General features: G+C 68.9%; 24 protein-coding genes and 4 tRNA genes. 12 read left to right on the top strand and 16 right to left on the bottom strand.

The window, feature by feature from the left end; all coding sequences use genetic code 11:
- Positions 1–26: 26 nt before the first annotated feature.
- Both VNR19_RS17025 and VNR19_RS17020 read right to left on the bottom strand, forming a co-directional pair.
- Positions 27–1,226, bottom strand: a complete 1,200-nt coding sequence (locus VNR19_RS17025; protein ID WP_325728462.1) for an HRDC domain-containing protein — start codon at positions 1,224–1,226, stop codon at positions 27–29.
- Entirely contained in the window at positions 1,219–1,806 is a 588-nt protein-coding gene (locus VNR19_RS17020) for a DUF3000 domain-containing protein (protein WP_325728461.1), read from the bottom strand. The genes VNR19_RS17025 and VNR19_RS17020 overlap by 8 nt, the downstream gene beginning before the upstream one ends.
- A 25-nt stretch (positions 1,807–1,831) precedes the next feature.
- Here VNR19_RS17020 and VNR19_RS17015 point away from each other — a divergent pair, with 25 nt between their 5' ends.
- Positions 1,832–3,052 (top strand): alpha/beta hydrolase family protein, encoded by a 1,221-nt coding sequence (locus VNR19_RS17015; protein ID WP_325728460.1) that lies wholly within the window; start codon positions 1,832–1,834, stop codon positions 3,050–3,052.
- Here the strand turns inward: VNR19_RS17015 and VNR19_RS17010 are convergent.
- Genes VNR19_RS17010 through VNR19_RS17000 form a run of 3 tightly spaced genes read right to left on the bottom strand, consistent with a single transcriptional unit; the run spans position 3,021 to position 5,119 of the window.
- Positions 3,021–3,734 (bottom strand): dihydrofolate reductase family protein, encoded by a 714-nt coding sequence (locus VNR19_RS17010; protein ID WP_325728459.1) that lies wholly within the window; start codon positions 3,732–3,734, stop codon positions 3,021–3,023. The genes VNR19_RS17015 and VNR19_RS17010 overlap by 32 nt on opposite strands.
- Entirely contained in the window at positions 3,734–4,174 is a 441-nt protein-coding gene (locus VNR19_RS17005; protein ID WP_325728458.1) for a SufE family protein, read from the bottom strand. The genes VNR19_RS17010 and VNR19_RS17005 overlap by 1 nt, the downstream gene beginning before the upstream one ends.
- 39 nt (positions 4,175–4,213) lie before the next feature.
- Entirely contained in the window at positions 4,214–5,119 is a 906-nt protein-coding gene (locus tag VNR19_RS17000; RefSeq protein WP_325728457.1) for a sulfurtransferase, read from the bottom strand.
- A gap of 159 nt (positions 5,120–5,278) precedes the next feature.
- Here VNR19_RS17000 and zapE point away from each other — a divergent pair, with 159 nt between their 5' ends.
- From zapE to VNR19_RS16970, 6 genes are all read left to right on the top strand, one after another.
- Positions 5,279–6,313, top strand: a complete 1,035-nt coding sequence (zapE, locus tag VNR19_RS16995; RefSeq protein WP_325728456.1) for a cell division protein ZapE — start codon at positions 5,279–5,281, stop codon at positions 6,311–6,313.
- 217 nt (positions 6,314–6,530) lie between these two features.
- On the top strand, positions 6,531–7,757 hold the full coding sequence (locus VNR19_RS16990; protein WP_325728455.1) for an ammonium transporter: 1,227 nt from the start codon (positions 6,531–6,533) through the stop codon (positions 7,755–7,757).
- Between the two features lie 134 nt (positions 7,758–7,891).
- A complete protein-coding gene (locus tag VNR19_RS16985) occupies positions 7,892–8,410 on the top strand; it encodes a type II toxin-antitoxin system PemK/MazF family toxin (protein WP_414684200.1) in 519 nt (172 codons plus the stop codon).
- Positions 8,410–9,060, top strand: coding sequence for a hypothetical protein (locus VNR19_RS16980; RefSeq protein ID WP_325728454.1), 651 nt, complete (start codon positions 8,410–8,412; stop codon positions 9,058–9,060). The genes VNR19_RS16985 and VNR19_RS16980 overlap by 1 nt, the downstream gene beginning before the upstream one ends.
- 26 nt (positions 9,061–9,086) lie before the next feature.
- Entirely contained in the window at positions 9,087–9,704 is a 618-nt protein-coding gene (locus VNR19_RS16975; protein WP_325728453.1) for a class I SAM-dependent methyltransferase, read from the top strand.
- A 112-nt stretch (positions 9,705–9,816) separates the two neighbouring features.
- Entirely contained in the window at positions 9,817–10,875 is a 1,059-nt protein-coding gene (locus VNR19_RS16970) for an ABC transporter substrate-binding protein (RefSeq protein ID WP_325728452.1), read from the top strand.
- 44 nt (positions 10,876–10,919) lie between these two features.
- Here VNR19_RS16970 and VNR19_RS16965 read toward each other — a convergent pair.
- A tRNA-Val gene (locus tag VNR19_RS16965) sits at positions 10,920–10,995 on the bottom strand.
- Positions 10,996–11,152: 157 nt separating this feature from the next.
- Between VNR19_RS16965 and VNR19_RS16960 the strand changes: the two genes are divergently transcribed.
- The 5 genes from VNR19_RS16960 to VNR19_RS16940 all read left to right on the top strand — a co-directional run bounded on the left by VNR19_RS16960 (position 11,153) and on the right by VNR19_RS16940 (position 12,526).
- Positions 11,153–11,225: transfer RNA gene (locus tag VNR19_RS16960), tRNA-Gly, on the top strand.
- 69 nt (positions 11,226–11,294) lie between these two features.
- Positions 11,295–11,368: transfer RNA gene (locus VNR19_RS16955), tRNA-Cys, on the top strand.
- A gap of 27 nt (positions 11,369–11,395) precedes the next feature.
- A tRNA-Val gene (locus tag VNR19_RS16950) sits at positions 11,396–11,470 on the top strand.
- Positions 11,471–11,675: 205 nt separating this feature from the next.
- Entirely contained in the window at positions 11,676–12,080 is a 405-nt protein-coding gene (locus VNR19_RS16945) for a hypothetical protein (RefSeq protein ID WP_325728451.1), read from the top strand.
- Complete coding sequence (locus tag VNR19_RS16940) at positions 12,077–12,526, top strand: hypothetical protein (protein WP_325728450.1); 450 nt, start codon at positions 12,077–12,079, stop codon at positions 12,524–12,526. The genes VNR19_RS16945 and VNR19_RS16940 overlap by 4 nt, the downstream gene beginning before the upstream one ends.
- Positions 12,527–13,385: 859 nt before the next feature.
- Here the strand turns inward: VNR19_RS16940 and VNR19_RS16935 are convergent.
- The 10 genes from VNR19_RS16935 to VNR19_RS16890 all read right to left on the bottom strand — a co-directional run bounded on the left by VNR19_RS16935 (position 13,386) and on the right by VNR19_RS16890 (position 21,483).
- Positions 13,386–13,640, bottom strand: coding sequence for a hypothetical protein (locus VNR19_RS16935; protein WP_325728449.1), 255 nt, complete (start codon positions 13,638–13,640; stop codon positions 13,386–13,388).
- Positions 13,641–13,642: 2 nt separating this feature from the next.
- Positions 13,643–14,851, bottom strand: a complete 1,209-nt coding sequence (locus VNR19_RS16930) for a hypothetical protein (protein ID WP_325728448.1) — start codon at positions 14,849–14,851, stop codon at positions 13,643–13,645.
- 120 nt (positions 14,852–14,971) lie between these two features.
- On the bottom strand, positions 14,972–15,223 hold the full coding sequence (locus VNR19_RS16925) for a hypothetical protein (RefSeq protein WP_325728447.1): 252 nt from the start codon (positions 15,221–15,223) through the stop codon (positions 14,972–14,974).
- An 11-nt stretch (positions 15,224–15,234) separates the two neighbouring features.
- On the bottom strand, positions 15,235–15,750 hold the full coding sequence (locus VNR19_RS16920; RefSeq protein WP_325728446.1) for a hypothetical protein: 516 nt from the start codon (positions 15,748–15,750) through the stop codon (positions 15,235–15,237).
- 286 nt (positions 15,751–16,036) lie between these two features.
- Positions 16,037–16,357 (bottom strand): hypothetical protein, encoded by a 321-nt coding sequence (locus tag VNR19_RS16915; protein ID WP_325728445.1) that lies wholly within the window; start codon positions 16,355–16,357, stop codon positions 16,037–16,039.
- A gap of 1,013 nt (positions 16,358–17,370) precedes the next feature.
- Complete coding sequence (locus VNR19_RS16910) at positions 17,371–17,568, bottom strand: helix-turn-helix transcriptional regulator (RefSeq protein WP_325728444.1); 198 nt, start codon at positions 17,566–17,568, stop codon at positions 17,371–17,373.
- An 85-nt stretch (positions 17,569–17,653) separates the two neighbouring features.
- The gene (locus VNR19_RS16905; RefSeq protein ID WP_325728443.1) at positions 17,654–17,824 is read right to left on the bottom strand and encodes a hypothetical protein; all 171 of its coding nucleotides are present in this window, start codon (positions 17,822–17,824) and stop codon (positions 17,654–17,656) included.
- A gap of 230 nt (positions 17,825–18,054) precedes the next feature.
- On the bottom strand, positions 18,055–18,660 hold the full coding sequence (locus VNR19_RS16900; protein ID WP_325728442.1) for a hypothetical protein: 606 nt from the start codon (positions 18,658–18,660) through the stop codon (positions 18,055–18,057).
- 84 nt (positions 18,661–18,744) lie between these two features.
- On the bottom strand, positions 18,745–19,935 hold the full coding sequence (locus tag VNR19_RS16895; RefSeq protein ID WP_325728441.1) for a tyrosine-type recombinase/integrase: 1,191 nt from the start codon (positions 19,933–19,935) through the stop codon (positions 18,745–18,747).
- 279 nt (positions 19,936–20,214) lie between these two features.
- Entirely contained in the window at positions 20,215–21,483 is a 1,269-nt protein-coding gene (locus VNR19_RS16890) for an IS256 family transposase (RefSeq protein WP_325728440.1), read from the bottom strand.
- Positions 21,484–21,598: the final 115 nt, after the last annotated feature.

The raw sequence follows: 21,598 nt of genomic DNA, 5'->3' as shown, positions 1-21,598 counted from the left end.
GGTATCACGAAATCGGTTGATGCAACCTACGAAGCGGCATCCGAACTGGTCGCCGCAGTTTGCGCAGAAGCCACAAACGCGTCGGCGATCACCTGTGCCGTCTGTTCAATCTGCCACGTCCTCGCGCCCAGTTCAGCCAGTGCTCGGGAGATCGACTGCGCAGTCACAGGTTCGGGCGGCGCCCACGCGACGCGACGCAGCACATCTGGTGTCAGCAGGTTCTCGACCGGCATCGAGAGCGACGTCGCGACCTCCTCGACGGCCGGACGCGCCGCCTTCAGTCGCGCATCGGCTGCGGGGTTGCGGTCGGCCCACGCGCGCGGAGGAGGAAGCGAGTCCCCGCGCGGCGCGCGCTCGAGCGGAAGATCCTTCGCGGCCCGGCCCCGCTCGATCGCCGCCCACCACCGGTCGAGCTGAGTGCGGCTCGCACGGCCGGTGAACTCCTTGAGTCCTGCGAGCTCCTGCTTGCTCTGCGGATCGGCGAGCACCGCGGCGACGAGGGCGCCATCGGGCACGAGCCGGCCCGGGGCGATGTCCTCCGCCCGCGCGAACTCCTCGCGCGCCATCCACAGCGAGCGGGCGATCGCGAGCGCCTTGCGTCCGCGCACGGCGTGGAGCCCGCTCAAGCGCCGCCACGGCTCCTCGCGCGCCGGCTTCGGCTCGCGCTCGAGCACGGCGCGGAACTCCTCCTCGGCGAAGCGGGTCTTGCCCTGCTCGGCGAGCTCGGCGGCCAGGGCGTCGCGGACGTCGACGAGGTGCTCCACGTCGAGCGCCGCGTACTCGAGCCACGCCTGGGGAAGCGGCCGGGCGGACCAGTCCGACGCGGAATGCGCCTTCGCGAGCGAGATGCCGAGCGTGTCCTCGACGACCGCGGCCAGTCCGACGCGCGCGTGGCCCAGCAGACGCGCCGCGAGCTCGGTGTCGAAGATCGACGCGGGCTCGAGTCCGAGCTCGCGCAGCGACGGGAGGTCCTGGCTCGCGGCGTGCAGCACCCATTCGGCGTCGCCGATCGCCTCCTGCAGCGGTTCGAAGCCCCCGATCGCGGGCGGGTCGAAGAGGAAGACGCCCGCGTCGCGGCGGAAGACCTGCACGAGGTACGCCCGCTGCGAGTACCGGAACCCGGACGCGCGCTCGACGTCGACGGCGACGGGGCCCGTGCCCGCGGCGAGTGCGCGCGCGGCGGCGACCAGGCCCGCGGCATCCGCGAGCACGTCGTATTCAGCCACGCGTCGTCCTTCGTATCCCGATCACCGCGATGTCCTCCGAGCCCGGCGGAAGACCTGCGAGCATGCACACCAGCTCCGCCCAGGCCTCGACGTGGGGGCCCAACGGCCCCGTGGGCGACCACGAGGCCCGCAATTCGATCTGCGAGCCGTCGCCTTCGCTGCTGAGCGAGCCGAAGCCCTTCGAGATCGTCTTCGTCGCGGTGCCCGACGCGGAGTGGTAGCCGGCGCGGTGCGCGTCGAGCGCATCGACCAGCCATGACCACGCTACATCCGCGAGGAGGGGGTCCGCTCCGATGTCGGGTTCGAGGGGGGCCTGCGCGAAGCATACGATGCGCCACGGGCCGTTCCACGGCGGCGGCTCATCGGGGTCGTTCAGGAGCACGAAGCGGCCCGTGCCGTAGACGGAGTCGCCGGTGTCGGCGTCGGGGCGCACGTCGCCGGCGAGCGCGATGGCGTCGGGCGCGAGTCCCGTCGGCGCAGGGATCTCACGGACCACCAGATCAGCCCGGAATCTCGTCGCCCGGACCTCGGCGGCCGCGTGCGCGAACGACGACGATTCGGGAGGGCGAAGCTCGGCCACGCGGACAGACTAGAGTGATGGGTCGATGACCAGCCCCAGGCGCGCCGCGGGCAGCGGCGCCTCTCCCGCACTCGTCGCCGGCGTGAGGGCGGCGCTCACCGTTCTGAGCGCGGCGCTCGCCGGCGTCGTCGCCGTGCTCGCCGTGCTCTCGACGCGCGTGGCGCGCCGCGTCGTCACTCCGGCGGACCGCGTGGCCGACACGCGCATCCTCGCGCTCGACACGGCCGCGCAGACGATCACACTCGAGCGCACCGACGACACGGTGCTGCCGGGGCGGTACGGTCTGTTCACGAACGGCACCGAGAACTACCTCAAGCTCGGGTCGGTCCTCGCGCAGGACGCGGTGAGCGTCAAGCGCAAGCTCCTCACGCACGTCGGCCCGCAGGCTCGCATATCGCGCGACGCGGCGTTCAGCGGCTGGTACTTCGACCGCCCCGAGGATCTGCAGATCCCGTTCACGTCCGAGCTGATCGGCTCGCCGCTCGGTCCGTGCCCCGCGTGGCTGTTCCCCGCCGGCGACGGCGACGTGTGGGTGATCGCGGTGCACGGCCGCGGCACGACCCGCGCGGAGTGCCTTCGCGCCGTGCCGCTCTTCCACGGACTCGGCATCACGAGCCTGGTCGTGTCGTACCGCAACGACGGCGAGGCGCCGCGCAGTCGCGCCGGCACGTACACGCTCGGCGCAACAGAATGGCGCGACGTCGACGCGGCGGTCGGGTTCGCACGCCGCCGGGGCGCCCGCAGGATCATCCTCATGGGCTGGTCGATGGGCGGAGCCATCGTCCTGCAGCTCGCGCTCAACTCGGCGCACCGGAGCGTCATCGCAGGGCTTGTGCTCGAATCGCCCGTGATCGACTGGCGCGTCGTGCTGGATTATCAGGCGCGGATGCTGAAGCTGCCGCCCCCCGTCAAGGATCTCGCCCTCGGGGCGCTCGGCTCGGAGTGGGGATCGACGATCACTCGAGCGGGCGGGCGCATCCCCTTCGAGCAGCTCGATGTCGTCGCGCGTGCCGACGAGCTGCGGCATCCGATCCTCATCCTGCACAGCGACGACGACGGGTTCGTGCCGTCCGACGCGTCGCACGACCTTGTGGTGGCGCGGCCAGACCTCGTGGAGATGCAGGTGTTCGAGGTCGCCCGTCACACGAAGCTGTGGAACTACGACCAGGAACGGTGGACCACGAGCATCCGCGACTGGCTCGCCCGCCAGGGGCTCATCCCTGCGGGCGCAGACGCAGATAGCTGAAGCCGGCCTCGTCGACGAGCATGCCCGCGACGAGCGCGTCGACGCGCGCCGGCACGGGGAGGAACACCGCGTCGACGGGGTCGATCGTCGGCGCGACCGTGACGCAGTACTCGTCGATGACGCCGGCGGCGGCGAACTGACCCGCGAGCGTCGGTCCTCCCTCGCACACGATGCGGGGAAGGCCCTCGGCTGCGAGCGCCGCGACGATCGCGCGCGGGTCGAGACGCTCATCGGCGGGGACGGCGAGCACTCGCACGCCGGAGAGCCCGGCGCGCTCGGCGATGCCGTCCGCGCCCGCCTCGGGTGCGACCAGCAGCACGCGCGACGCCAGCTCGGCGTCGAGTTCGAGGCGGTGTCCGTCGAGGCGACCCGACGCGGTCACGACGGCGAGATGCGCCGTCTTGGGGACGACATAGCCCTCCGTGCGGACGCTCTGGGCGCCGACGACCACGACATCCGCGTCGCGGCGGATCGCGCCGAGCACGGCGCGGTCGACGCGGCTCGTGAGCGTGTCGCTCGTTCCGTCGGCGCCGGATGCGGCGCCCGTGAGGCTCGTGACCATGTTGAGCCGCACGTACGCAGGGTCGTCGCGACGGTAGCGGGAACTCAGCCATTCACGGCCTGCGTCGGTCGCGGCATCCGTCGTCTCGAGAGTCCGCGGGACGACCTCGGTGACGAGCATCAGGAGCTGTGGCGCTTGGCGCGGATCTGCCGCTTGGCGCGCGCGAGCATGCCCGTCATGCCGGACAGGCGCAGGGGCGACACGGCCCGGCGCAGACCGATCGAGTCGGGGTAGTCGTCGGGCACCGCGAGAGCCTCGTCGACCGTCAGACCCGAGAGCCCCTGCACGAGGATGCTCGCGAAGCCGCGCGTCGTCGGCGCCTCGCGCGGCGCCGTCGCGAACATCGCCACGCGGTCGTCGTCGACCTCGATCGCGATGAACACGGGCGACTGGCATTCGAGCACCTGCTCGAAGAGCTCCTGATGGCCCTCGTAGCGCGCCGGGACCGCCGGGAGCTCGTTCGAGAACTCGAGCAGCAGTTGGAGCCGCTCGGGCTCGGGCAGCTCGAGGAACTCGTCGCGGATCTCGGCGAGGCTCGCGGGCAGGGTGGTCTCGGTCATCCGCTCAATCATCCCACGGGCATCCGGGCCCCGGTCCGCTCAGGAGCGGCCGGGCACCTCGCCGGGGGCGTCGCCGGTGACGATCGGCACTCGCACGGCGGAGCCCCACTCGGTCCACGAGCCGTCGTAGTTGCGGACGTTCTCGAAGCCCAGGAGGTGCTTCAGCACGAACCACGTGTGGCTCGAGCGCTCGCCGATGCGGCAGTACGCGATGATCGGGTCGCCGTCCGACAGACCGGCTTCCTCGCGGTAGATCGCGTCGAGCTCGGCACGCGGCTTGAACCCGCCGTCCTCGGCGACCGCGCGCGCCCACGGGACGCTCTTCGCGGTGGGGATGTGGCCGGCGCGCAGCGCGCCCTCCTCGGGGTACGCGGGGGCCGACGTGCGCGAGCCGTTGTACTCCTCGGGCGAGCGCACGTCGATGAGCGGGTTGCCGAGGTGGGCGAGCACGTCGTCCTTGTAGGCGCGAAGGACGCTGTCGTCGCGCTCCACGACGGGGTACTTGGTGCGCTCGCGCACGGTGGGCTCGGTCGTGATGGGTCGGCCCTCGGCGATCCACTTGTCGCGGCCGCCGTCGAGCAGGCGAACATCCTCGTGGCCGAACAGCGAGAACACCCACAGCGCGTACGCCGCCCACCAGTTGTTCTTGTCGCCGTAGATGACGACGGTGTCGTCGCGGCTGATGCCCTTGCTGCTGAGCAGGTCGGCGAAGCCCTTGCCGTCGACGTAGTCGCGGACCACGGGGTCGTTCAGCTCGGTGTGCCAGTCGACCTTGACCGCTCCCGGGATGTGACCCGTCTCGTACAGCAGCACGTCCTCGTCGGACTCGACCACGACGAGGCCGGGCTGCCCGAGGCGGGCTTCGAGCCACTCGCCGGTCACCAGCCGGCCGGGCTCGGCGTACTCGGCGAACTTGGGCGAAGACGTGTCGAACTCAACGGTCACCGGATGCTCCTCGGGTCTCGGCGTGCTGGAACGGCGTAGGGTAATTGCATCCCTCGCCGCGCTGCCTACGACCATAGGGTCCCGCGCGGGCGAGCGCATTCTTTCCGTAATCCTGTTACCGCGAGGCTTCCGCCTGCGGTCCGACCACGAGACGAGCACATGACAACGACCGCGGCACGCTCCGGCATCGTGCGCCTCGCTGAGCGGGCGCCCCAGCTGTCCGGCGCCGAGATGGTGTCCCAGCTCGTGCCGCCGCCGCAGTTCGGCGAGGCGACGTTCGAGTCGTACCAGGCCGATCCCGCGTACCCGTCGCAACAGGAGGCGAAGGACCTGCTCATCGCGTTCGCCGGCGGGGGAGCGGGACCCGCGAAGGGCGGCTTCTTCAAGCGTGCGAAGAAGGGGCCCGAGCTCAAGCCCGGCGTCTACCTCGACGGCGGATTCGGCGTCGGCAAGACCCACCTGCTCGCGGCGATCTACCACGCGATGCCCGTGCGCCGGAAATACTTCGGCTCGTTCATCGAGTACACGGCCCTCGTCGGCGCGCTCGGCTACAAGAACACGGTCGACCTCTTCCGCGGCGCGGACCTGCTGTGCATCGATGAGTTCGAACTCGACGACCCGGGCGACACGATGGTCATGACGCGACTGCTCGGCGAGCTCGTCGCGGGCGGCACGCGCCTCGCCGCGACGAGCAACACCCCGCCGAACGCGCTCGGCGAGGGGCGCTTCGCCGCGCAGGACTTCCTGCGCGAGATCCACGCGATGGCCTCGAGCTTCCAGACGATCCGCATCGACGGCACCGACTACCGGCACCGCGCGGTCGACGGGCACGCGGTCGCGCTCGACGCCGACGCATACGAAGCCGAGATCGCCGATGCCGCGACCCGCGGCCTCGTGTCGGACGACGCCTTCTCCGATCTCATCTCCCACCTCGCGCGCGTGCACCCGTCGCGGTACATCCGGCTCATCGAGGGGCTGTCGCTCGTCGGCATCCGCGATGTCACCGAGTTCGACGACCAGTCCGCCGCTTTGCGCTTCGTCGCGTTCATCGACCGCGTGTACGACGCGCAGATCCCCATCCGCGCCACGGGCATCACGCTCGACGGCGTCTTCCCCGCAGAGATGCTGGCGGGCGGTTACCGAAAGAAGTACCTGCGGGCCATCTCGCGCCTCGTCGCGTCAACCCTCGCGTGACCCCGTACGCGCTTCGCTGAGCGAACTCGCGGCGCGTTCTCGCCCGTCTGAAACGTGATGTTTACCTCAGACGGGGTCGCGTAACGAGGGCGAAACAAGACACGCACGCCGCTGGAAATCCTGCATCGCGAAACTGGGGCTCGCCCGGAGACAAGCAACCCGAAAACCGCGTGACCTCCGGGGTCCCTCGAGTAACACGACATGGATGAGGATTCTCATGGACAGCGGTAACCTCGCCTGGTCCGTCGCAGCGACGGCTCTGGTGCTTTTCATGACGCCGGGAGTGGCGTTCTTCTACGGCGGCCTCGTCAAGGCGAAGAGCGTCGTCAGCATGATGATGATGAGCTTCGGCTCGCTCGCGCTCGTCGGCGTGCTGTGGGTCCTCTACGGATTCAACATGAGTGCCGTCGAAAGCTCGTGGGCGTTCGCCGGAAACCCGTTCTCGGACTTCGGCCTCGCGAACGCCGACAGCGACACGCTCGTCGGCGCCACGTTCGGCGCGACGTTCGCGATCATCACCGTCGCCCTGATCTCGGGAGCGATCGCCGACCGCGCCAAGTTCGGCGCATGGATGATCTTCGCCGGGGTCTGGGCCACACTCGTGTACTTCCCGGTCGCGGCATGGGTCTGGGGCGGCGGCTGGGTCATGAGCCTCGGTGAGACCTTCGGGTTCTCGACGAGCGTCATCGACTACGCCGGTGGCACCGCCGTGCACATCAACGCCGGCGCCGCGGCTCTCGCGCTCGCGCTCGTGCTCGGCAAGCGCATCGGCTTCCAGAAGGGCATCCAGAAGCCCCACAACGTCCCGCTCGTGCTGCTGGGCGCGTCAATCCTGTGGTTCGGCTGGTTCGGCTTCAACGCCGGTGCCGAGGGTACCGCGGGCCTGCTGGGCACGGGCGACTCGAGCGTCGGCCTCATCGTCGTGAACACGCTCGGTGCCACCGCCGCCGCCATCATCGGCTGGCTTGTCGTCGAGAAGTTCAAGGACGGCAAGGCCACATCGGTCGGTGCCGCCTCGGGTGCGGTCGCGGGTCTCGTCGCGATCACCCCGTCCTGCGCGAACCTGACCCCGGGCTGGGCGATCCTCCTCGGCGTCCTCGCGGGTGCCGTCTGCGCCCTCGCCGTCGAGCTCAAGTGGAAGCTCGGCTACGACGACTCGCTCGACGTGGTCGGCATCCACCTCGTCGGAGGCCTCATCGGCACGATCTATCTCGGCTTCTTCGCGACCGAGACCGGCCTCTTCCTCGGTGGCGGCTGGGAGCAGCTGGTGCTGCAAGTCGTCGCAGCGGTCGGCGTCCTCATCTACTCGTTCGCTCTCGCGTGGATCATCGGCTTCGCGGTCGAGAAGACGATCGGCTTCCGCGTCAAGAACGAGGACGAGATCGCCGGTGTCGACACCGTCGTGCACGGCGAAGAGGGCTACCTCCTCGCAGAGCGGGCGTAATACCGAACGAACCCGGATCCCCCCGGCCGGGCACCGCACCATCGCGCAGGGGCGTCGCGGCAGCAGCCGCGGCGCCCCTGCCGCATGCCTGCGGCCTGCCGGGGGTACAGCCGCCGCGGCGCTAGGGTTTCGACGTGACCAAACGCAAGCGCTTTCTCGCAACGCTGGGCGGGCTGCTTCGACCGTCCAAGCGCACCACCACGATCGTCGGCGAAGAGGACCAGCCGGGGCGCACCGGAGCGTCGGCGACCGTCGAACTCGAACCACGTTCCGCCGGCGCGCTCGAGCTGCACTACGCCCCGGAACCGGACGGCGATCCCGACGGGGGCGAAGTCGTGTGGACGTGGGTTCCCTACGTCGAGCGCGACGGACGGGGCAAGGATCGCCCGGTGCTCGTGATCGGCCGGCAGGACGCCCAGCGCGTGTACGCGATCAAGCTCACGAGCCAGTCCCACGACGGAGACCGCGACTTCCTGCACGTCGGCTCCGGCCCGTGGGACTCGAAGGGCCGTCCGTCGTGGGCAGATGTCGACCAGCTCTACAGCGTCCACGTCGACGGCATGCGGCGCGAGGCATCCGCCCTCGATCCCGATCGCTTCGCGCTGGTCGCGGATGCCCTGCACCGCCGCTACGGCTGGAAGGTGGTCGCCTGATGCGCGCGCGGCCGAGTCGAGCCGGATGCGCGGTGCTCGCGGCGATCGCGTCGCTGTGGGCGCTCTTCCTGCTGCCGCAGCAGGCGGTGGTGTGGTCGGGCTCGGCGGCGCCCGAGTGGGCGATCGCCATCGCGCGCACGCCGTTCTACACGCGCATCCGCACGGCACTCGCAGAAGCGGGGCTGCTGGATCTCTACCTCATACTCGGCGCCGCGGTTGGTGTGTCGTATGTGCTGCTGTGGCTCGCGATGGGGCCGACCCTCGCGCGCGTCGGCTGGAGCGGCCGCGTGTACGGAGCCCTGCTGCTCGTGCTCGCAGTCGTGATCGTCCTCAGCTACCTGAACCACGGGCAAGATGCGCCGCTGCGGTTCCTGTGGGGCTGGGAGGGCCCGGTGCTCATCCTGCTGGGCATCTGGGGGATCGTCGCCGCTTTCGCACCGCGCGCGAGGCGTCTGCCGCTGTGGGAGGCGCTGACGCTCGGGCTGACGCTGCCGATCATCGCTCTGGCGACGCTCGTGAGCACGTACTACCCGCACGGACCCGCCATCGCCCTCGGTCTGGTTGCGATCGCGTTCGCGGTGTGGGCGCCTCGGCTCGATGATGAACAGTCCGCTGAGGAGCAGGACGAGGCGGCGGTCGCCGCCGCGTGACCGCGTGCGAGACGGGTGCTGATCGCATGGCTGAGCGTGTCGCGGATGCCGGACGCCGCGTCTGGAACGTCAACATCCACTACGACGCACGGCTGTCGGCGGCGGTCCCGGCGGGTGCGCGCGCGGCGCTCGACGTCGGCTGCGGAGACGGGTTCCTCGCCGCCCGTCTCGCGGAGTCGCTTCCCGCGGTTGTCGCCGTGGATCGTGACGAGGGCGTGCTGGATCGCGCTCGTGCGCGATTCCCCGACGCCCGCGTCGAGTGGCGCCTCGCGGACGTCTTCGAGCTCGCGCCCGCGGAGGCGAGATTCGGCGCGGTGGTGTCGAACGCGACGCTGCACCATCTGCCGGACACGCGGCGGGCGCTCGAACACCTCGGATCGCTCGTCGAGTCAGGGGGAGTGCTCGGGGTGGTGACGTTCGTGCGCCCGCGTGTGCGGGACCTGCCGTGGGTGGCCGTCGCGTGGGTGGCACGGGGAATCGCGATACGGATGCGCGGCAAGTGGGAGCACACGGCTCCGACGCAGTGGCCGCCCGAGGACACGCTCGGAGACCTGCGACGCATCGCGAAAGAGGTGCTGCCGGGCAGCACGGTCAAGCGGCTGCTGTACGGCCGCGTGCTGCTGCATTGGAGAAGGGGTTGGTGAAGCGCCCCCGCTGACGAGGGAGCCCCTCACGATGCATCCGGGCCCTCGACAGGGTCGCCGTAAGTTCGTAATGTGAATCAAAAGTTCGTATTACGCAACCGAAAGGCTCCCGATGAGATCCCACCGCCTGATCCGCAACGCGCTCGCCCTCGTGGCGGCTTCGACGATGACGTTGACGCTGCTGGGAGCGTCCTCGGTGGCGCCGGCGCCCAACGGCGCCGCATCCGCCGTCGGCAGTGACGAGGAAGCTCACGGCCGCGATGACGGCCGTGGCGGGCCGCCAGCACCGATCTCGGTGTCGGGCAGTTATTGGATCGAGCTCGCTCCCGTGCTCGTAGCTGCGGACAAGTTCTATCCGAGAGGCCTGGAGGTCGGTGAAGGCGGCATCACGCGGATCACCGCGGGCGAAGTCGACCTCGCGACGAATGCCGAGACGCAGCTTCTGCGCGAGTCCCTCGTGAACCCCGACCTGCGGATCATCATGACCGTCACCGAGGGCTTCTTCCGGCTCGTGGCGAGGAAGTCCGCCGGCATCGAGACGCTGGAGGACCTCGAGGGCAAGACGATCATGCTGCCGCGCAACACCTCTGCGAACTTCTTCCTCGTCGCGATGCTCGAGACGGTCGGACTCACCGAGGACGACGTCACAATCGTGGGCCTCCCGCCCGAGGTCGACGGCAAGAGCGGCATGGAGCAGATGTCGGAGTACCTCGTGCGCGGCGACGTCGACGCGATCTCCATCTGGGAACCGGAGCCGGTCGGCGCGATCGAAGAGCTCGGTGACGACGCGATCGTCTTCCAAGACCGTGAACTGTACCGCGAGGTGTTCAACCTGCACGCACGCGCTCAGGATCTCGCAGACCCCGATAAGCGTCGCTCGATCGTGACATTCGTCCGCTCCATCCTGAAGGCGAACAAGTCGCTGGAGCGCCACCCCGAGAAGCACTGGCCGCTCGTGTCGGACGTGACGGGCTTCACTCTCCACGAGATCGAGGAGTCGTGGCCGGAGCTCGCCTTCCCCGGCGAGATCGTCCCGGACATGCTCGACGTCCTGGAGCGCGAAGACGTCTGGGTTGCGAAGGAGACGGGTCGGCAGCCGCGCAGCCGTGAGGAGTTGAGCACCTTCATCGACCACTCGGTCATGGAGGAAGCGCTCGGTCGCGGTCGTTGACCTCGATGCGTCCGGCCGGCCGCGCCGGCCGGACGCGGAGCGTGTGGTGGGCGATACCAGACTCGAACTGATGACCTCTTCCGTGTGAAGGAAGCGCGCTACCAACTGCGCCAATCGCCCGTGCCCCGTGGGGAACGAGTAACGATCCTACCGGATGCCGAGGACCCGCTCGAACCACCGTGACAATGACACGCGCGAGGCGCGTTCGGTTTTGCATGATCGCGAGGATCGGCTAAAGTCTTTGGAGTGCCCGGGGTGCGAAACCCGGACGCGAAATGCGGATGTAGCGCAGTTGGTAGCGCATCACCTTGCCAAGGTGAGGGTCGCGAGTTCGAGTCTCGTCATCCGCTCGAGTGCAGGGGTTTTCTGCCCGGAGAGATCCGGAATGGGACCGCGGCACGTGGGGTCAAACCACACGCGGTGGCGTGGCCGAGCGGCTAGGCACCGGCCTGCAAAGCCGTTTACACGGGTTCGAATCCCGTCGCCACCTCCACTCCCGGTCCCGACCGGAGCATGACTCGGGCGATTAGCGCAGCGGTAGCGCGCTTCCCTGACACGGAAGAGGTCACTGGTTCGATCCCAGTATCGCCCACCACGAAACCCGCGGAATTCCGCGGGTTTTCTGCATCCCGGGCGGCGTCGTGCAACATGCGTGCGATAACGGATCCCCGTATCCACGTCCCTAGGCTTCGCACCACCCCGCAATGCGGACCGGTGGTGGCGATCGACGCCAGGCACGGTGATCCGGGGCACGCGCTAGCCTGGCGTCACTGCAAACGCGGCAAGGGATCGGAGCGCATGTGGCGGCGAGAAGGGTCGGCTATGAGGAATCGGGCGGCGCGCAGTTCGCGATTGACGCCGAGTTGCATTGGAGTGCGCTGAACGCACGGGGTCACACTCCGGCCGCGAGCGCCGTGGCTACCGCGGTCGGCGTTCTGGTGAGCGTCAGCACGATCGTCGGAATCGCGATCCTGTCCGTACCGCTGTGGTTGACGATCACCCTGGTGGTGCTGGCTATGACGGTGCTTCCGGTAATCGCTGCGTTTCTTGTGCGCCTGGCGCTGTGGCGGGACGAAAGCGTTGCGCGGCCTCAAAGCCGACGCGCGATAGCGCGGGAGTGGCGTGAGGCTGAACTGTGGTTCATTGAGGCGCGGGTCAGAACGCCCCACACCGACGCCGTCGCACGATCGGTTCCGTCCGCATGACGCCGGGCGGCCTCCAACGGAAGGTTAATCTGAGTCCCCGCGCGGTAGAGAAGCTGAGCGACGAGATTGGCCTCTACTCCGACCGGTTGATCGCCGAAGCTGAGGTCATCGCGATCACCGACCCCGACGCAACCGTCGTCGACGGCCATCACATCACCAGTGCCGCCAGGCGACTGCGACCGAAGACCGATGACGGCGGCAAAACGCTCCTGGATTGGTGCAAGCAGGGCGGCTTGCTGCTGCTCGGGATCGCGATCCCGCTAATCGTCCAGTTCGTCGCTACTCTCCGGATCAGCGATTCGCCGGAGCCGGATGTCTTTGACGTCGGGCTCCTTGCATGGGGCCTGGGACTGGGGTTGCCGGGGCTCATCCTCACCGCGATGGCCGCGCAAACGGACCTCTCCGCGTGGTGGGCGGGTCGGGCGGCGAAGAAGCTGCGCGGCTAACCTAGTCACACGGCCGGGGGAGGGGGACCCGGGCCGATTGACGAAGAACCGCCGCTACGAGACGCACTACGACACGCTGAACGACAGGCGCATCGCCGAGTCCACCGCGCGACCGTGCACGCTGCCGGCGCAAGCGTACGGGCCGCACCCGATCCAGTGGGTGCAGCACGGACAGTCGAAGCCGCCCGTGTGGGCGTGGGTGCAGTGGCCCGACCGCCCAGCTGAGCGCATCCCCGCGTTCGCGTCCGGATGGAACGACCGCGTCGTCGTCGTCGAATGGACCGGACCCGGCGCCGGTGAGCGTAGCCGCCCGTGCCGCCGGTTGAACAGCAGGTTCGCCCCAATTCTTTCCGGATCCGACACCATGACGACCCGCGAGTCGACCCCCTTTTTTTGGGACGGGGGGAGGGGGGATCTTGCGGGGAGAGATCGAGTCCACTCGCGGGTGGTGGTGGGTGTTCGATCGCTAAAGATTCCGGGGTTGGCGGTCCCAGATGCTTCGTGTGCCGTCTTCGCGGGGTGCGCGTGGGGGTAGGGGTCGGTGGGGTAGGTCGCTGGTGCAGGTGAACCAGGCGTAGGGCTGTCCGCAGGGGCAGTAGCCGTCGTTGGGTGTGGAGTCGATGCCGAGGGCTTTGTCGCGCCAGATGCGGGCTGTGGCGGCGTTGCAGGCGCGGTGGGAGGGTGAGGATCCGGAGCCGTCGTCGTGGTGGTCGAGGTGCCAGGGTGTGCCGGGTTGGATGGGTTTGTTGCAGCGGTGGCATCGGACCCCGCCGGCCTCGACGATCGGGACCCACTGCTTCCGGCGCTTCTTGTGGGCGTAGTCGTACTTCCGGTCGTGCGCGGACTTCGCGACCATCGTTCAGTCCTGGGGGTGGAGTCGGGTGCGGAGGTCGAAGATGACCTCGGCGACGTCGCGGCCGGTGTGTTCGGCGGCGTAGTAGATCGCTTCTGCTGTGACCCGCAGGGCGGGGTTGATGAGTGCGTCGATGGTGACCACGCCGTCGTGGACGGGGAGCTCGAGCCCGTCGAGTGTGCGGTCGAGGAGTGCACCGTCTGGCCTTTGGTCGGCGGTGGGGATGAGGCTGAGGACGTCGTCCGGGGTGAGGGTGCGCATGATCAGTCCCAGTCGGGGAGGTTGCGTGCGCGGGTCGCCATGATGACGCCCGTCTTGGGGTTCGGGCGCCAGTTCCGCCATGCCGAGTCGTCGACGAGGACCTTCACGCGGCTGGTGACCGTCTCGGGGATGCCGTCGAGGTCGCCCTTGAACTTCGACACATCGGTTGTTGCCTTGCCTGTCTGCGCTTCGATCAGGACCTGTGTCTCGTCCGGGAGGGTGTACAGCACGTTGCCGAGCTCGTCGACTTCCTTGGTCGCGGACGAGGCGTTGTTCACGAGGTCGCGGAGGATCTTCTGCTGCGCGTCGAACGTCGAGGTCGCTTCTTTCGTGACGCCGTTGAGCTCGTCGACCTTCGTCTTCTGGCTCTGCAGCTGGTCGAGGCGTGCCTTCTCCGCCTGCGTGAACTCGCCGGACATGTAGTTCGCGGACTGCCGCATCAGGTCGAGGCGTTCCGTCTCGGAGTCCTGCACGATCTTGTTCGCGATCGCGAGCGCGTTCTGATCACCGGCGAGCGCGCGCACCGCGGTCGCGAGATCGACGCCGAGCACGTCACGGAGCTGTTCGGCTTCCTTCCGCCGCTCCGGGTCGGTGAGGATCTCGGACGACCGCGCCGCGACCGTCATCGCGTCGAGCACGTTCGACCCGGCGTCGATGTACGCCTTCGCGAGATCGTTCGCGCGCTCCTCGAGCTTCTTGCGGTTCTCCTCGGCAAGCTGGAACGCTGCGACGAGCGCACCGATCCCGAGCGCGCCGGCCGCGGCGAGCCCCGCGGCACCGATCCCGCCGATACCGGACACTGCACCGCCGAGGGTGTCGCCGATCGTGTCCGCGAGGGACTCGAAGTCGCCGCGGGCGGCGTTCGCGATCCCTTCGCCGAGGTTCTGCCGGATCTCCTGCCCGACCTCCTCGGACGCCTCACCGAGTCTCCGTTGCGCGCGGACCGCGTCGTCGGCGGCGTCGTCGGCCGCGCGTGCGGTGTCCCGGTACGCGGTCTTGTAGGAGCGTTCGAGCTTGTCGGCGGATGCGTCCGCGTCACGTGCGAGGTCACGGAACCCGCGCGACATCTTGTCGGTCGAGTCGTCCCCCGACCGCTGCAGGTCGTCGAGGGTGGCCTCGACGTCGGCGAGCGCCTTCTCGACGTCACCGGTTCCCTGCAGTGCGTCGCGGACGTTCGCGAGAATGTCGATGCTGATGCCACGTCCGGCCATCATTCACCTCCGTTGGGGTTGGGGGAGGTTGCCGCTTCCACTACGGCAGCCTCCCCCGTGCGCACGGAACCGACCTGGGGAAAGGAGTACCCGTTGTGCCCGCGCGCGGTCTGGTGCATGTCAGTGTCCGGCGAGCCGGCGTGCGCGTGCGAGCGCGATGGTCGCGGACCGGTTCGACGCGCCCGCGGTGCGGTAGCTGAGGAGCGTCGCCTCGGCCTTGTCGTGGTTGCCGCGGGCCCGGTGGTCGGCGGCGATGTTCATGACGATCGTCGCGGCGCGCTCCTCGGAGCTCTGCCCCTCGACGAGTCCGCGCCAGTGCTTCGGGAAGGTGCCGCGGCCTCGGGCGCGGTCTGCGTATTCGGTCCCGGTCATGATGGTTCCCTTCACATTCCGAGTGCGGCCTTGACGCGCTCTCGCACCTCAGGTTCGAGGGCCTCGAGGCTGGCGTTGTGGGTCTCACCGAGCGTGACGACGGGCTTGACCTGCAGCGACGCGATCGCTTGCTTGCTGTGGCGGCCCTTCAGCACGTCGAGCGCGGCGCGGCGCGCCCGCCCGAACCGGCGGTGGTCGTCCTCCGCGCTTCCCAAGTACGGCTCCTGCCGCCGCAGGACGGGCACGATCGTCCCGACGAGGATGTCGAACTCCGTCTGACACCTGCGGCGCTCGTCCTCCTCGTACATCAGACGCCGCTGCCGCTCATCCCATTCCGCCTGCGCCTTCCGGTGCCGGTCCACGACCGCCTTCGCGTCGTCGAACGACACAGCGGGTCGCCCCGCCCAGTCCTCGACGATCTCGATCCCGTCGGCGCGGAGACCGTCGTGGACCGCGTCGGCTTGTCCGGGCACGCCCAACGCGGACGCGATCTCCTGAACGGTGATCAGCTCTGCTGTCTTTGCCATGACTCCACCCTCGCCGGTCACGGATTTATGCGCGTTTTATGCACACGCTTGTGTTCGACGCAGTGCTCCGGTGGACGGCCACGCCGCCCCGTGGCCGGAGCGATCGGCCTATCGCACCCCGGCGTCGGACAGATCCCGGGCTCGTGGAACGCCCGCCGGATGCGCTCGTACTGCTCGAGCTCCGCCGCGATCCGCCACGTCCGCTCCGTGGTTCTACTCACGCCCTGCGCCTGCTCGATCCGCGCGGCCAGCCATCTCAGCCACGCCACAGCCTCAGTCGCGGGCGTCACGTCGCCTCCCGGATCTCGACGGCGACATGCCGTTCCGCGGCGTACACGGTGACCGTCCATCCGCACGCGATGAGCTCCGCGAGCGCTCGCATCATCCGCGGGTGCGCGAACCCACACACGATGAAGAACCCCACCGACCCGTCATCGAACCGGCGAGTCGTCAGCCACCCCTCATGCCACCGCCGCCACTCGTCCACACCCGCAGCCTCGAGGTCCAGGATCGGACCCCACTCGCGCGGCCACCCACGCTCCCGCGACACCTCACGCCGACGCGCGACCGGCGACGGCGTGTGCTCCGCGACGAGCCGACCGATCACGGTTCGCTCCTTCGCGGCTCGGTGATGTCGACGTCATCGGCGGTGTGTCGGCGGCGTTGCGGCCGGTACGCGGAGCGGCCGTCCTCACGCCACCCGCAGCCGTGCAAGCACCAACCGCTCGCGGGGTCCCACTCGTGGCGGAGGTCGCGGACGCACAGTCCCGGGCCGGTCACGACGCGAGATCCTCTCGGATGCCGCACGCGCAGTAACCCGACCCGGGGTCGAATCGGTGAGCGTGCGGAGGGGCCGGACGTCGGGGCGGTCGCCATGCCTCGGCCGCGCGCCGCGCCGCACCGCAGGCGCCGCAGGGTTCGCTTGTGCCGTTGGGGTGACGAGGGCAGGTCGAGGGCGGGGGCCCCTCCTCCTTGTCCTCCTCCTTCTCCTCTGCAGGACGGTGAGCGTCTTGTGAGTTGACACCTGAGCGTCCGGTGTTCGGCGCTGAGCGTCCTGTGTTCACCGGACGGTGAGCGTCGTGTGAGTTGTCATCGTCGGACGGTGAGCGTCCGGTGATGCTCTGGGCCGCGAGCGGCAACCCGCGACCGTCGAGCAGGGCATATCGTGCGGTCCGGCTTCCCGGCGCCGGGTGCCCAACGGTGCGAATCGCACCCGCCTCCTTGAGCGCCTGGATCGCGCGACCGGCGGCGCGGTGGCCCGCGGGACCGGACTTGCCGAGCGCACGCGCAAGCGCGTCGTAGCCCTCCCAGAACGCCGGCTGCGGGTCACCGTCGAGCGCACGAACGGCCATGTACACGAAGACGCGGGTCGGTGCGTGCTCGAGACTCAGCCGCTCGGCGACTTCGTACGCGGCGTTCACGAGCCCAGCGCCCATGTCAGATCACCGCCCAGCGTGGCGAGCGCTGGCCGTTCAGCTGCGATCGTGCGGGCGACCAGCGCGTCGACGAGATGCGCGCGTGCGGCCGGGCACCGGAGCCCCGACGCGGTAGCATCGACCCGAACTCGCCCGCCAGGAGTTCTGAGTGCCGCCTCCGCCGTGGGGCGGTTTCTCTTTGCGGTCACGCGGCACCGCCGACGTACTGCAGCGGGCGCCCCATGGTGTCGAGGCTTGAGAGAGGGATGAGGATCGCTCGAGGACCGACACGGCGTGCCTCGATGGTTCCGTCGGCGATTCGCCGCCGGATGGTCTTCTCAGAAAGGCCAGTCAGGGCGGCTGCGGTCTTGATCCGCACCCACTGCGGGGTGTCTTCAGGCATGAGTGCACACTCCGATGGAGTCGTGCGCCCCTTGCCAGTTGGGCGGCTGTTTCGCTACTCGATGAGCGAGCCGTTAGCGGACAAGTTAGTCCATGTCCGCCCGGAAGGGCCGAATGTCGATCCGGTCGGCGTGTTGCGCGGTGAGAATCACGGTCGGTTGGCCGATCCTCCGGGCGAGCTCCACGAGATCGAGGCGGTAGTTGCGATCACGCGGGCATCGGCCATTGACCGTGAACGATTCCAGGCCGTCCGCCATCTCGGCTCGCAGCTGAGCCAGCGGTTCCCACGCGAGCCGACTGCCGGTCGAAGATGTGTAGTTTCCAGAGCGTGTGACCCCGACAACTGCGGTTCGGTACTCGATGCACGGCTCGCCGTCGTGGATCGCAACGCGCGCGAGCCAGTGGCCTTCCGCGCAGTCACACCGGGCGAGCGGTCGGGGCGACCGACGGCGAGGTTCCGCCGGTCGCCCTTCGCGTGGGCGATAGCTCATGCTGTGACCGGGGTGTCGAGGTCGATGTCGAGAATCCACGCGAACGCCGACAGGACGTCGCCTTCGTGCACGACGTTGTCGAGCGGGTCGACGAGTGCGATGTCGTGGTCCAGGACGCGGACGCGGAGGTCGTCGTGGCGCGCGAGGGTGCGGAGGCGTGCGACGGAGCGGCGGTGCGCGGCCTCCGACTCCGCGTCCTCGTCCTTGACGGCGAGGACGTCGCGGCCGTCGACGAGCATGACGCGGTGTGGCCCGTGGTGGACCGTGATCCGTGCGGAGTTGGTCGACCACGTCTCCGCGTAGACCCCCACACGGTCGAACCGGTCCGGGTACTCCCACGGCTCGAGACGGCGCAGGACGCCGCCACCGTCCGAACGGTCGAACGTCTCGAGGACCCCGATGACGTCGCCCGCGAGGAGTTCATGGGTCCTCCACCGGCGTACGATCTTCGCGTCGTATCCGGCCGCGGTGAGCTCGGTGAGCGTGTCCGTGAGGAGGTCGTCGCGCGAGCGCAGAATCGCCTCGATGCTGGCGGCGTACTGGTCGAGTGTGAACCGGGCGCGCTGGAGCGTCTGCTCGGTGGTTACGATGTTGCTGGTCATGATGGGTGTCCTTCGTGATCGGCCCTCGTCGCTCTTGCCCAGCGGCGGGGGCATCTTCTTGCCCGTCGGGTGACGGGTAAGTCTTTAGGCGAGTTCGGACATGCGCCTCGCAAGTTCTTCGTCCCGGCCGACGGTGTGCTGATAGCGCATCGCCGCGGCCACGGTGGAGTGCCCAAGCCTGGCCTGCAGTTCGCGCAGGGTAGCGCCGGCGAGCGCGGCGCGGGTGGCTCCGTAGTGGCGGAGCGCGTGCCAGGGCATGTCGGGGCGTTTCGCGGCGATCCGTGCGGGGTTCCAGTGCTTGTAGAACGCGGACTGCGCGAGATGCGTGCTGCCGTCCGCGGCGGGGAACAACAGCGAGTCCGGGAACCGGCCGGTGTGCTCCTGCAGGTGCTCCTCGATGATCGCGTTGACATGCGGGGGCAGGACGATCGTGCGAACGCCCGCTTCGCTCTTCGTGGGCCCCACGATGAACCCCTGCCCGGGGACGTGCGTGACCGCGCGGGCCACGTTGACCGCGACCATCTCGAGCCTGCCGCCCTCGCGGACGAGCTCGATGTCCTTCCGTCGAAGCTCGGTGAGCTCGCCGTAACGGACACCGGCCCAAGCCGCGAGAACCACGGCGGCGCGGTAGCGGGGTGTGATCGTGTCGAGGATCTTCTGCAGCTCGGCGCCCGTGGGCGGTTTGACCGCTTTCCCGGTCGACGCGGACGCGGCGCCTTTGATCTGGCACGGGTTCGACTTGATCCGCCCATCGGCGACAGCCGTGGCGAGGATCGCCTTTAGAAGCTCATACGCGCGCGCCGCCTGAGTCTTCGTGCCGCGCCCAACAAGGTCGGCGTACCACGCGCGGACGCTCTCCGAGGTGATCGCCGTGAGTCGTTGGTCGGCGAAGGGGGAGAGGGGGCCGGCGACGAGTCGACGGTACTCCGCGGCGGTGCGGGGGCGGAGGTGGTCTCCGTGCCGGTTCGTGCGTGTGGAGATCCACTTCTCGGCGTAGTCCGCGAACGACTCGGTGAGCCCCTTCTTCGCGGCCGTCGCTGACTTCGCCGTGTGGGGTGTCCATTCGCCGTCGGCGATCTCGATGCGACGTCGCGCGAGCCACCCGCGGGCGTCCTCGATCGCGTCGAATGTCTGCGGGCCGGTGTACCGGATGCCGTCGGGTCCGACGTAGGACGCTTGGTAGCGGCCGGAGGGGAGCTTGCGGATCGCGCCGAACGACTCGCGCCGCTTGCGGGTCTTCTTCGCCGCCATGTCGGATCCCGTCTCGTGCAACACCGTGCAATATCTAAAGTCCGGTGGTGTCCTCTTGTGTCTTCCAGTGACCTTAACACTGGATCGGCAGTTTCCGCTAGAACACGCGGCAGAATGGCGGATTCATGCGGCCGGATCGGGTGGTGTCCCAGTTGCGCTGATACTGTTTCGATCCCAGTATCGCCCACCATTCGAAACCCCCGGTTGACCGGGGGTTTTTCTTGTTTCGGCATCGCGTGCCGCCCCCTTCGGTGGGTCAAGTCTCGTCTGGTGGTGTAACTGCGGTTGTTCCTGATGGGTGGGTCAGGCGGTGAGCAGGAGCTCGGGGCGGGGCTGCTCGGTGTGGTCGTGGAGGGTGTGGACGAGCTTGCGCATGGAGATGTCGGAGAAGTAGCGGCGTTCGCCGTAGGACCATTCCTCGTGCTGCTCTTGCAGGACGGCGCCGATCAAGCGCGTCACGCTGTCACGGTCGGGGAAGATCTGGACGACGTCGGCGCGGCGTTTGATCTCCCGGTTGAGGCGCTCGATGGGGTTGTTCGACCAGACCTTTTGCCAGTGCTCGCGCGGCAGCGACGCGAACCCGGTCAGGTCCGGTTCGGCTGCCTCGAGCATCGCGGTGATCTCTGGGAACGAGCCGCGTAGCGAGTCGGCGACCTGGTGATATTGAGCGATCACGGACTCCGGCGTGGTCTGCGCGAAGATCGTGGAGATCAGCGCGTTCACGGGCTTCGACCTCGCTGAGCCGAGCTTCTGGGTGACATTGCGCGCGAAATGGACGCGGCATCTTTGCCACCCGGCTCCGGGCAGGATCGCTTTGACGGCAGCCTTGATGCCGGCGTGCGCGTCACTGGTGACCAGCGCGACGCCGAGCGGGTCGGTATCGGTCGCGACTTTCAGTCCGCGGTCGCGCAGACCGCGGAGGAACTCGGTCCAGAAGTCGGTGGTCTCGGCGTCCCCGAGCGCCATCCCGAGGATCTCCCGGCGGCCCTCTCCGGAGACACCGGTGGCCACGACGAGGGCCTGGGAGACGACTCGGCCGCGGTGGCGGACGTCGAGGTAGGTGGCGTCGAGGAACAGGTACGGGAACCAGGTGTGATCGATCCGGCGGTGCAGGAACTCCTGCACCGTCTCGTCGATTTCGGAGCAGATCCGTGAGACCGTCGACCGGGAGATGCCGGTGTCGTTCCCCAAGGCGCGGACCAGCTGGTCGACCTTGCGGGTCGAGACCCCGTCGATCCACGCTTGGCAGATCACCGCGTAGAGGGCTTTGTCGACTCGGCGGCGCGGGTGCAGCAGCGACGGGAAGAACGACCCCTCCCGCAGCTTCGGGATCTGCAGGTCGACCTCCCCGGCTGGGGTCGCCAGGGTCTTCGGGCGGGTGCCGTTGCGGCGGGTGGTGCGCTCCGGGGTGCGCTCGTGCGGGGCGGCGCCGATCTTCGCGGTCGCTTCCGCGTCGATCAGATCCTGCAGCCCGGCTTGCAGCATCCGCCGGAACACATCCGAATGCGCCAGGTCAGGGTCAGTGAGAACTTCTGCGATCAGGGTCGTCAAGGCAGACTGGTTGTGGGTCATCGTGGGGTCTCTTCTTTGCTTCTTGGCGGAAACAACTGGGTATCCCACGATGGCCCTCCTACGTCAACGACGAAGAAGACCCGCGGGAAGTGACACCACGCTACGAGACGCACCC

This window comes from Microbacterium sp., from assembly GCF_035556355.1.
GTDB lineage: Bacteria > Actinomycetota > Actinomycetes > Actinomycetales > Microbacteriaceae > Microbacterium.
The sequence above is the reverse complement of the archived record's forward strand: the minus strand, read 5'-3'. Positions and strand labels throughout refer to the sequence as shown.

Coding starts and splice junctions, on each gene's coding strand:
- VNR19_RS17015 (WP_325728460.1), top strand. CDS start 1,832: ATGACCAGCCCCAGGCGCGCCGCGGGCAGCGGCGCCTCTCCCGCACTC.
- VNR19_RS17010 (WP_325728459.1), bottom strand. CDS start 3,734: ATGCTCGTCACCGAGGTCGTCCCGCGGACTCTCGAGACGACGGATGCC.
- VNR19_RS17005 (WP_325728458.1), bottom strand. CDS start 4,174: ATGACCGAGACCACCCTGCCCGCGAGCCTCGCCGAGATCCGCGACGAG.
- zapE (WP_325728456.1), top strand. CDS start 5,279: ATGACAACGACCGCGGCACGCTCCGGCATCGTGCGCCTCGCTGAGCGG.
- VNR19_RS16990 (WP_325728455.1), top strand. CDS start 6,531: ATGGACAGCGGTAACCTCGCCTGGTCCGTCGCAGCGACGGCTCTGGTG.
- VNR19_RS16980 (WP_325728454.1), top strand. CDS start 8,410: ATGCGCGCGCGGCCGAGTCGAGCCGGATGCGCGGTGCTCGCGGCGATC.
- VNR19_RS16975 (WP_325728453.1), top strand. CDS start 9,087: ATGGCTGAGCGTGTCGCGGATGCCGGACGCCGCGTCTGGAACGTCAAC.
- VNR19_RS16970 (WP_325728452.1), top strand. CDS start 9,817: ATGAGATCCCACCGCCTGATCCGCAACGCGCTCGCCCTCGTGGCGGCT.
- VNR19_RS16940 (WP_325728450.1), top strand. CDS start 12,077: ATGACGCCGGGCGGCCTCCAACGGAAGGTTAATCTGAGTCCCCGCGCG.
- VNR19_RS16935 (WP_325728449.1), bottom strand. CDS start 13,640: ATGCGCACCCTCACCCCGGACGACGTCCTCAGCCTCATCCCCACCGCC.
- VNR19_RS16930 (WP_325728448.1), bottom strand. CDS start 14,851: ATGGCCGGACGTGGCATCAGCATCGACATTCTCGCGAACGTCCGCGAC.
- VNR19_RS16925 (WP_325728447.1), bottom strand. CDS start 15,223: ATGACCGGGACCGAATACGCAGACCGCGCCCGAGGCCGCGGCACCTTC.
- VNR19_RS16920 (WP_325728446.1), bottom strand. CDS start 15,750: ATGGCAAAGACAGCAGAGCTGATCACCGTTCAGGAGATCGCGTCCGCG.
- VNR19_RS16910 (WP_325728444.1), bottom strand. CDS start 17,568: ATGCCTGAAGACACCCCGCAGTGGGTGCGGATCAAGACCGCAGCCGCC.
- VNR19_RS16905 (WP_325728443.1), bottom strand. CDS start 17,824: ATGGCGGACGGCCTGGAATCGTTCACGGTCAATGGCCGATGCCCGCGT.
- VNR19_RS16900 (WP_325728442.1), bottom strand. CDS start 18,660: ATGACCAGCAACATCGTAACCACCGAGCAGACGCTCCAGCGCGCCCGG.
- VNR19_RS16890 (WP_325728440.1), bottom strand. CDS start 21,483: ATGACCCACAACCAGTCTGCCTTGACGACCCTGATCGCAGAAGTTCTC.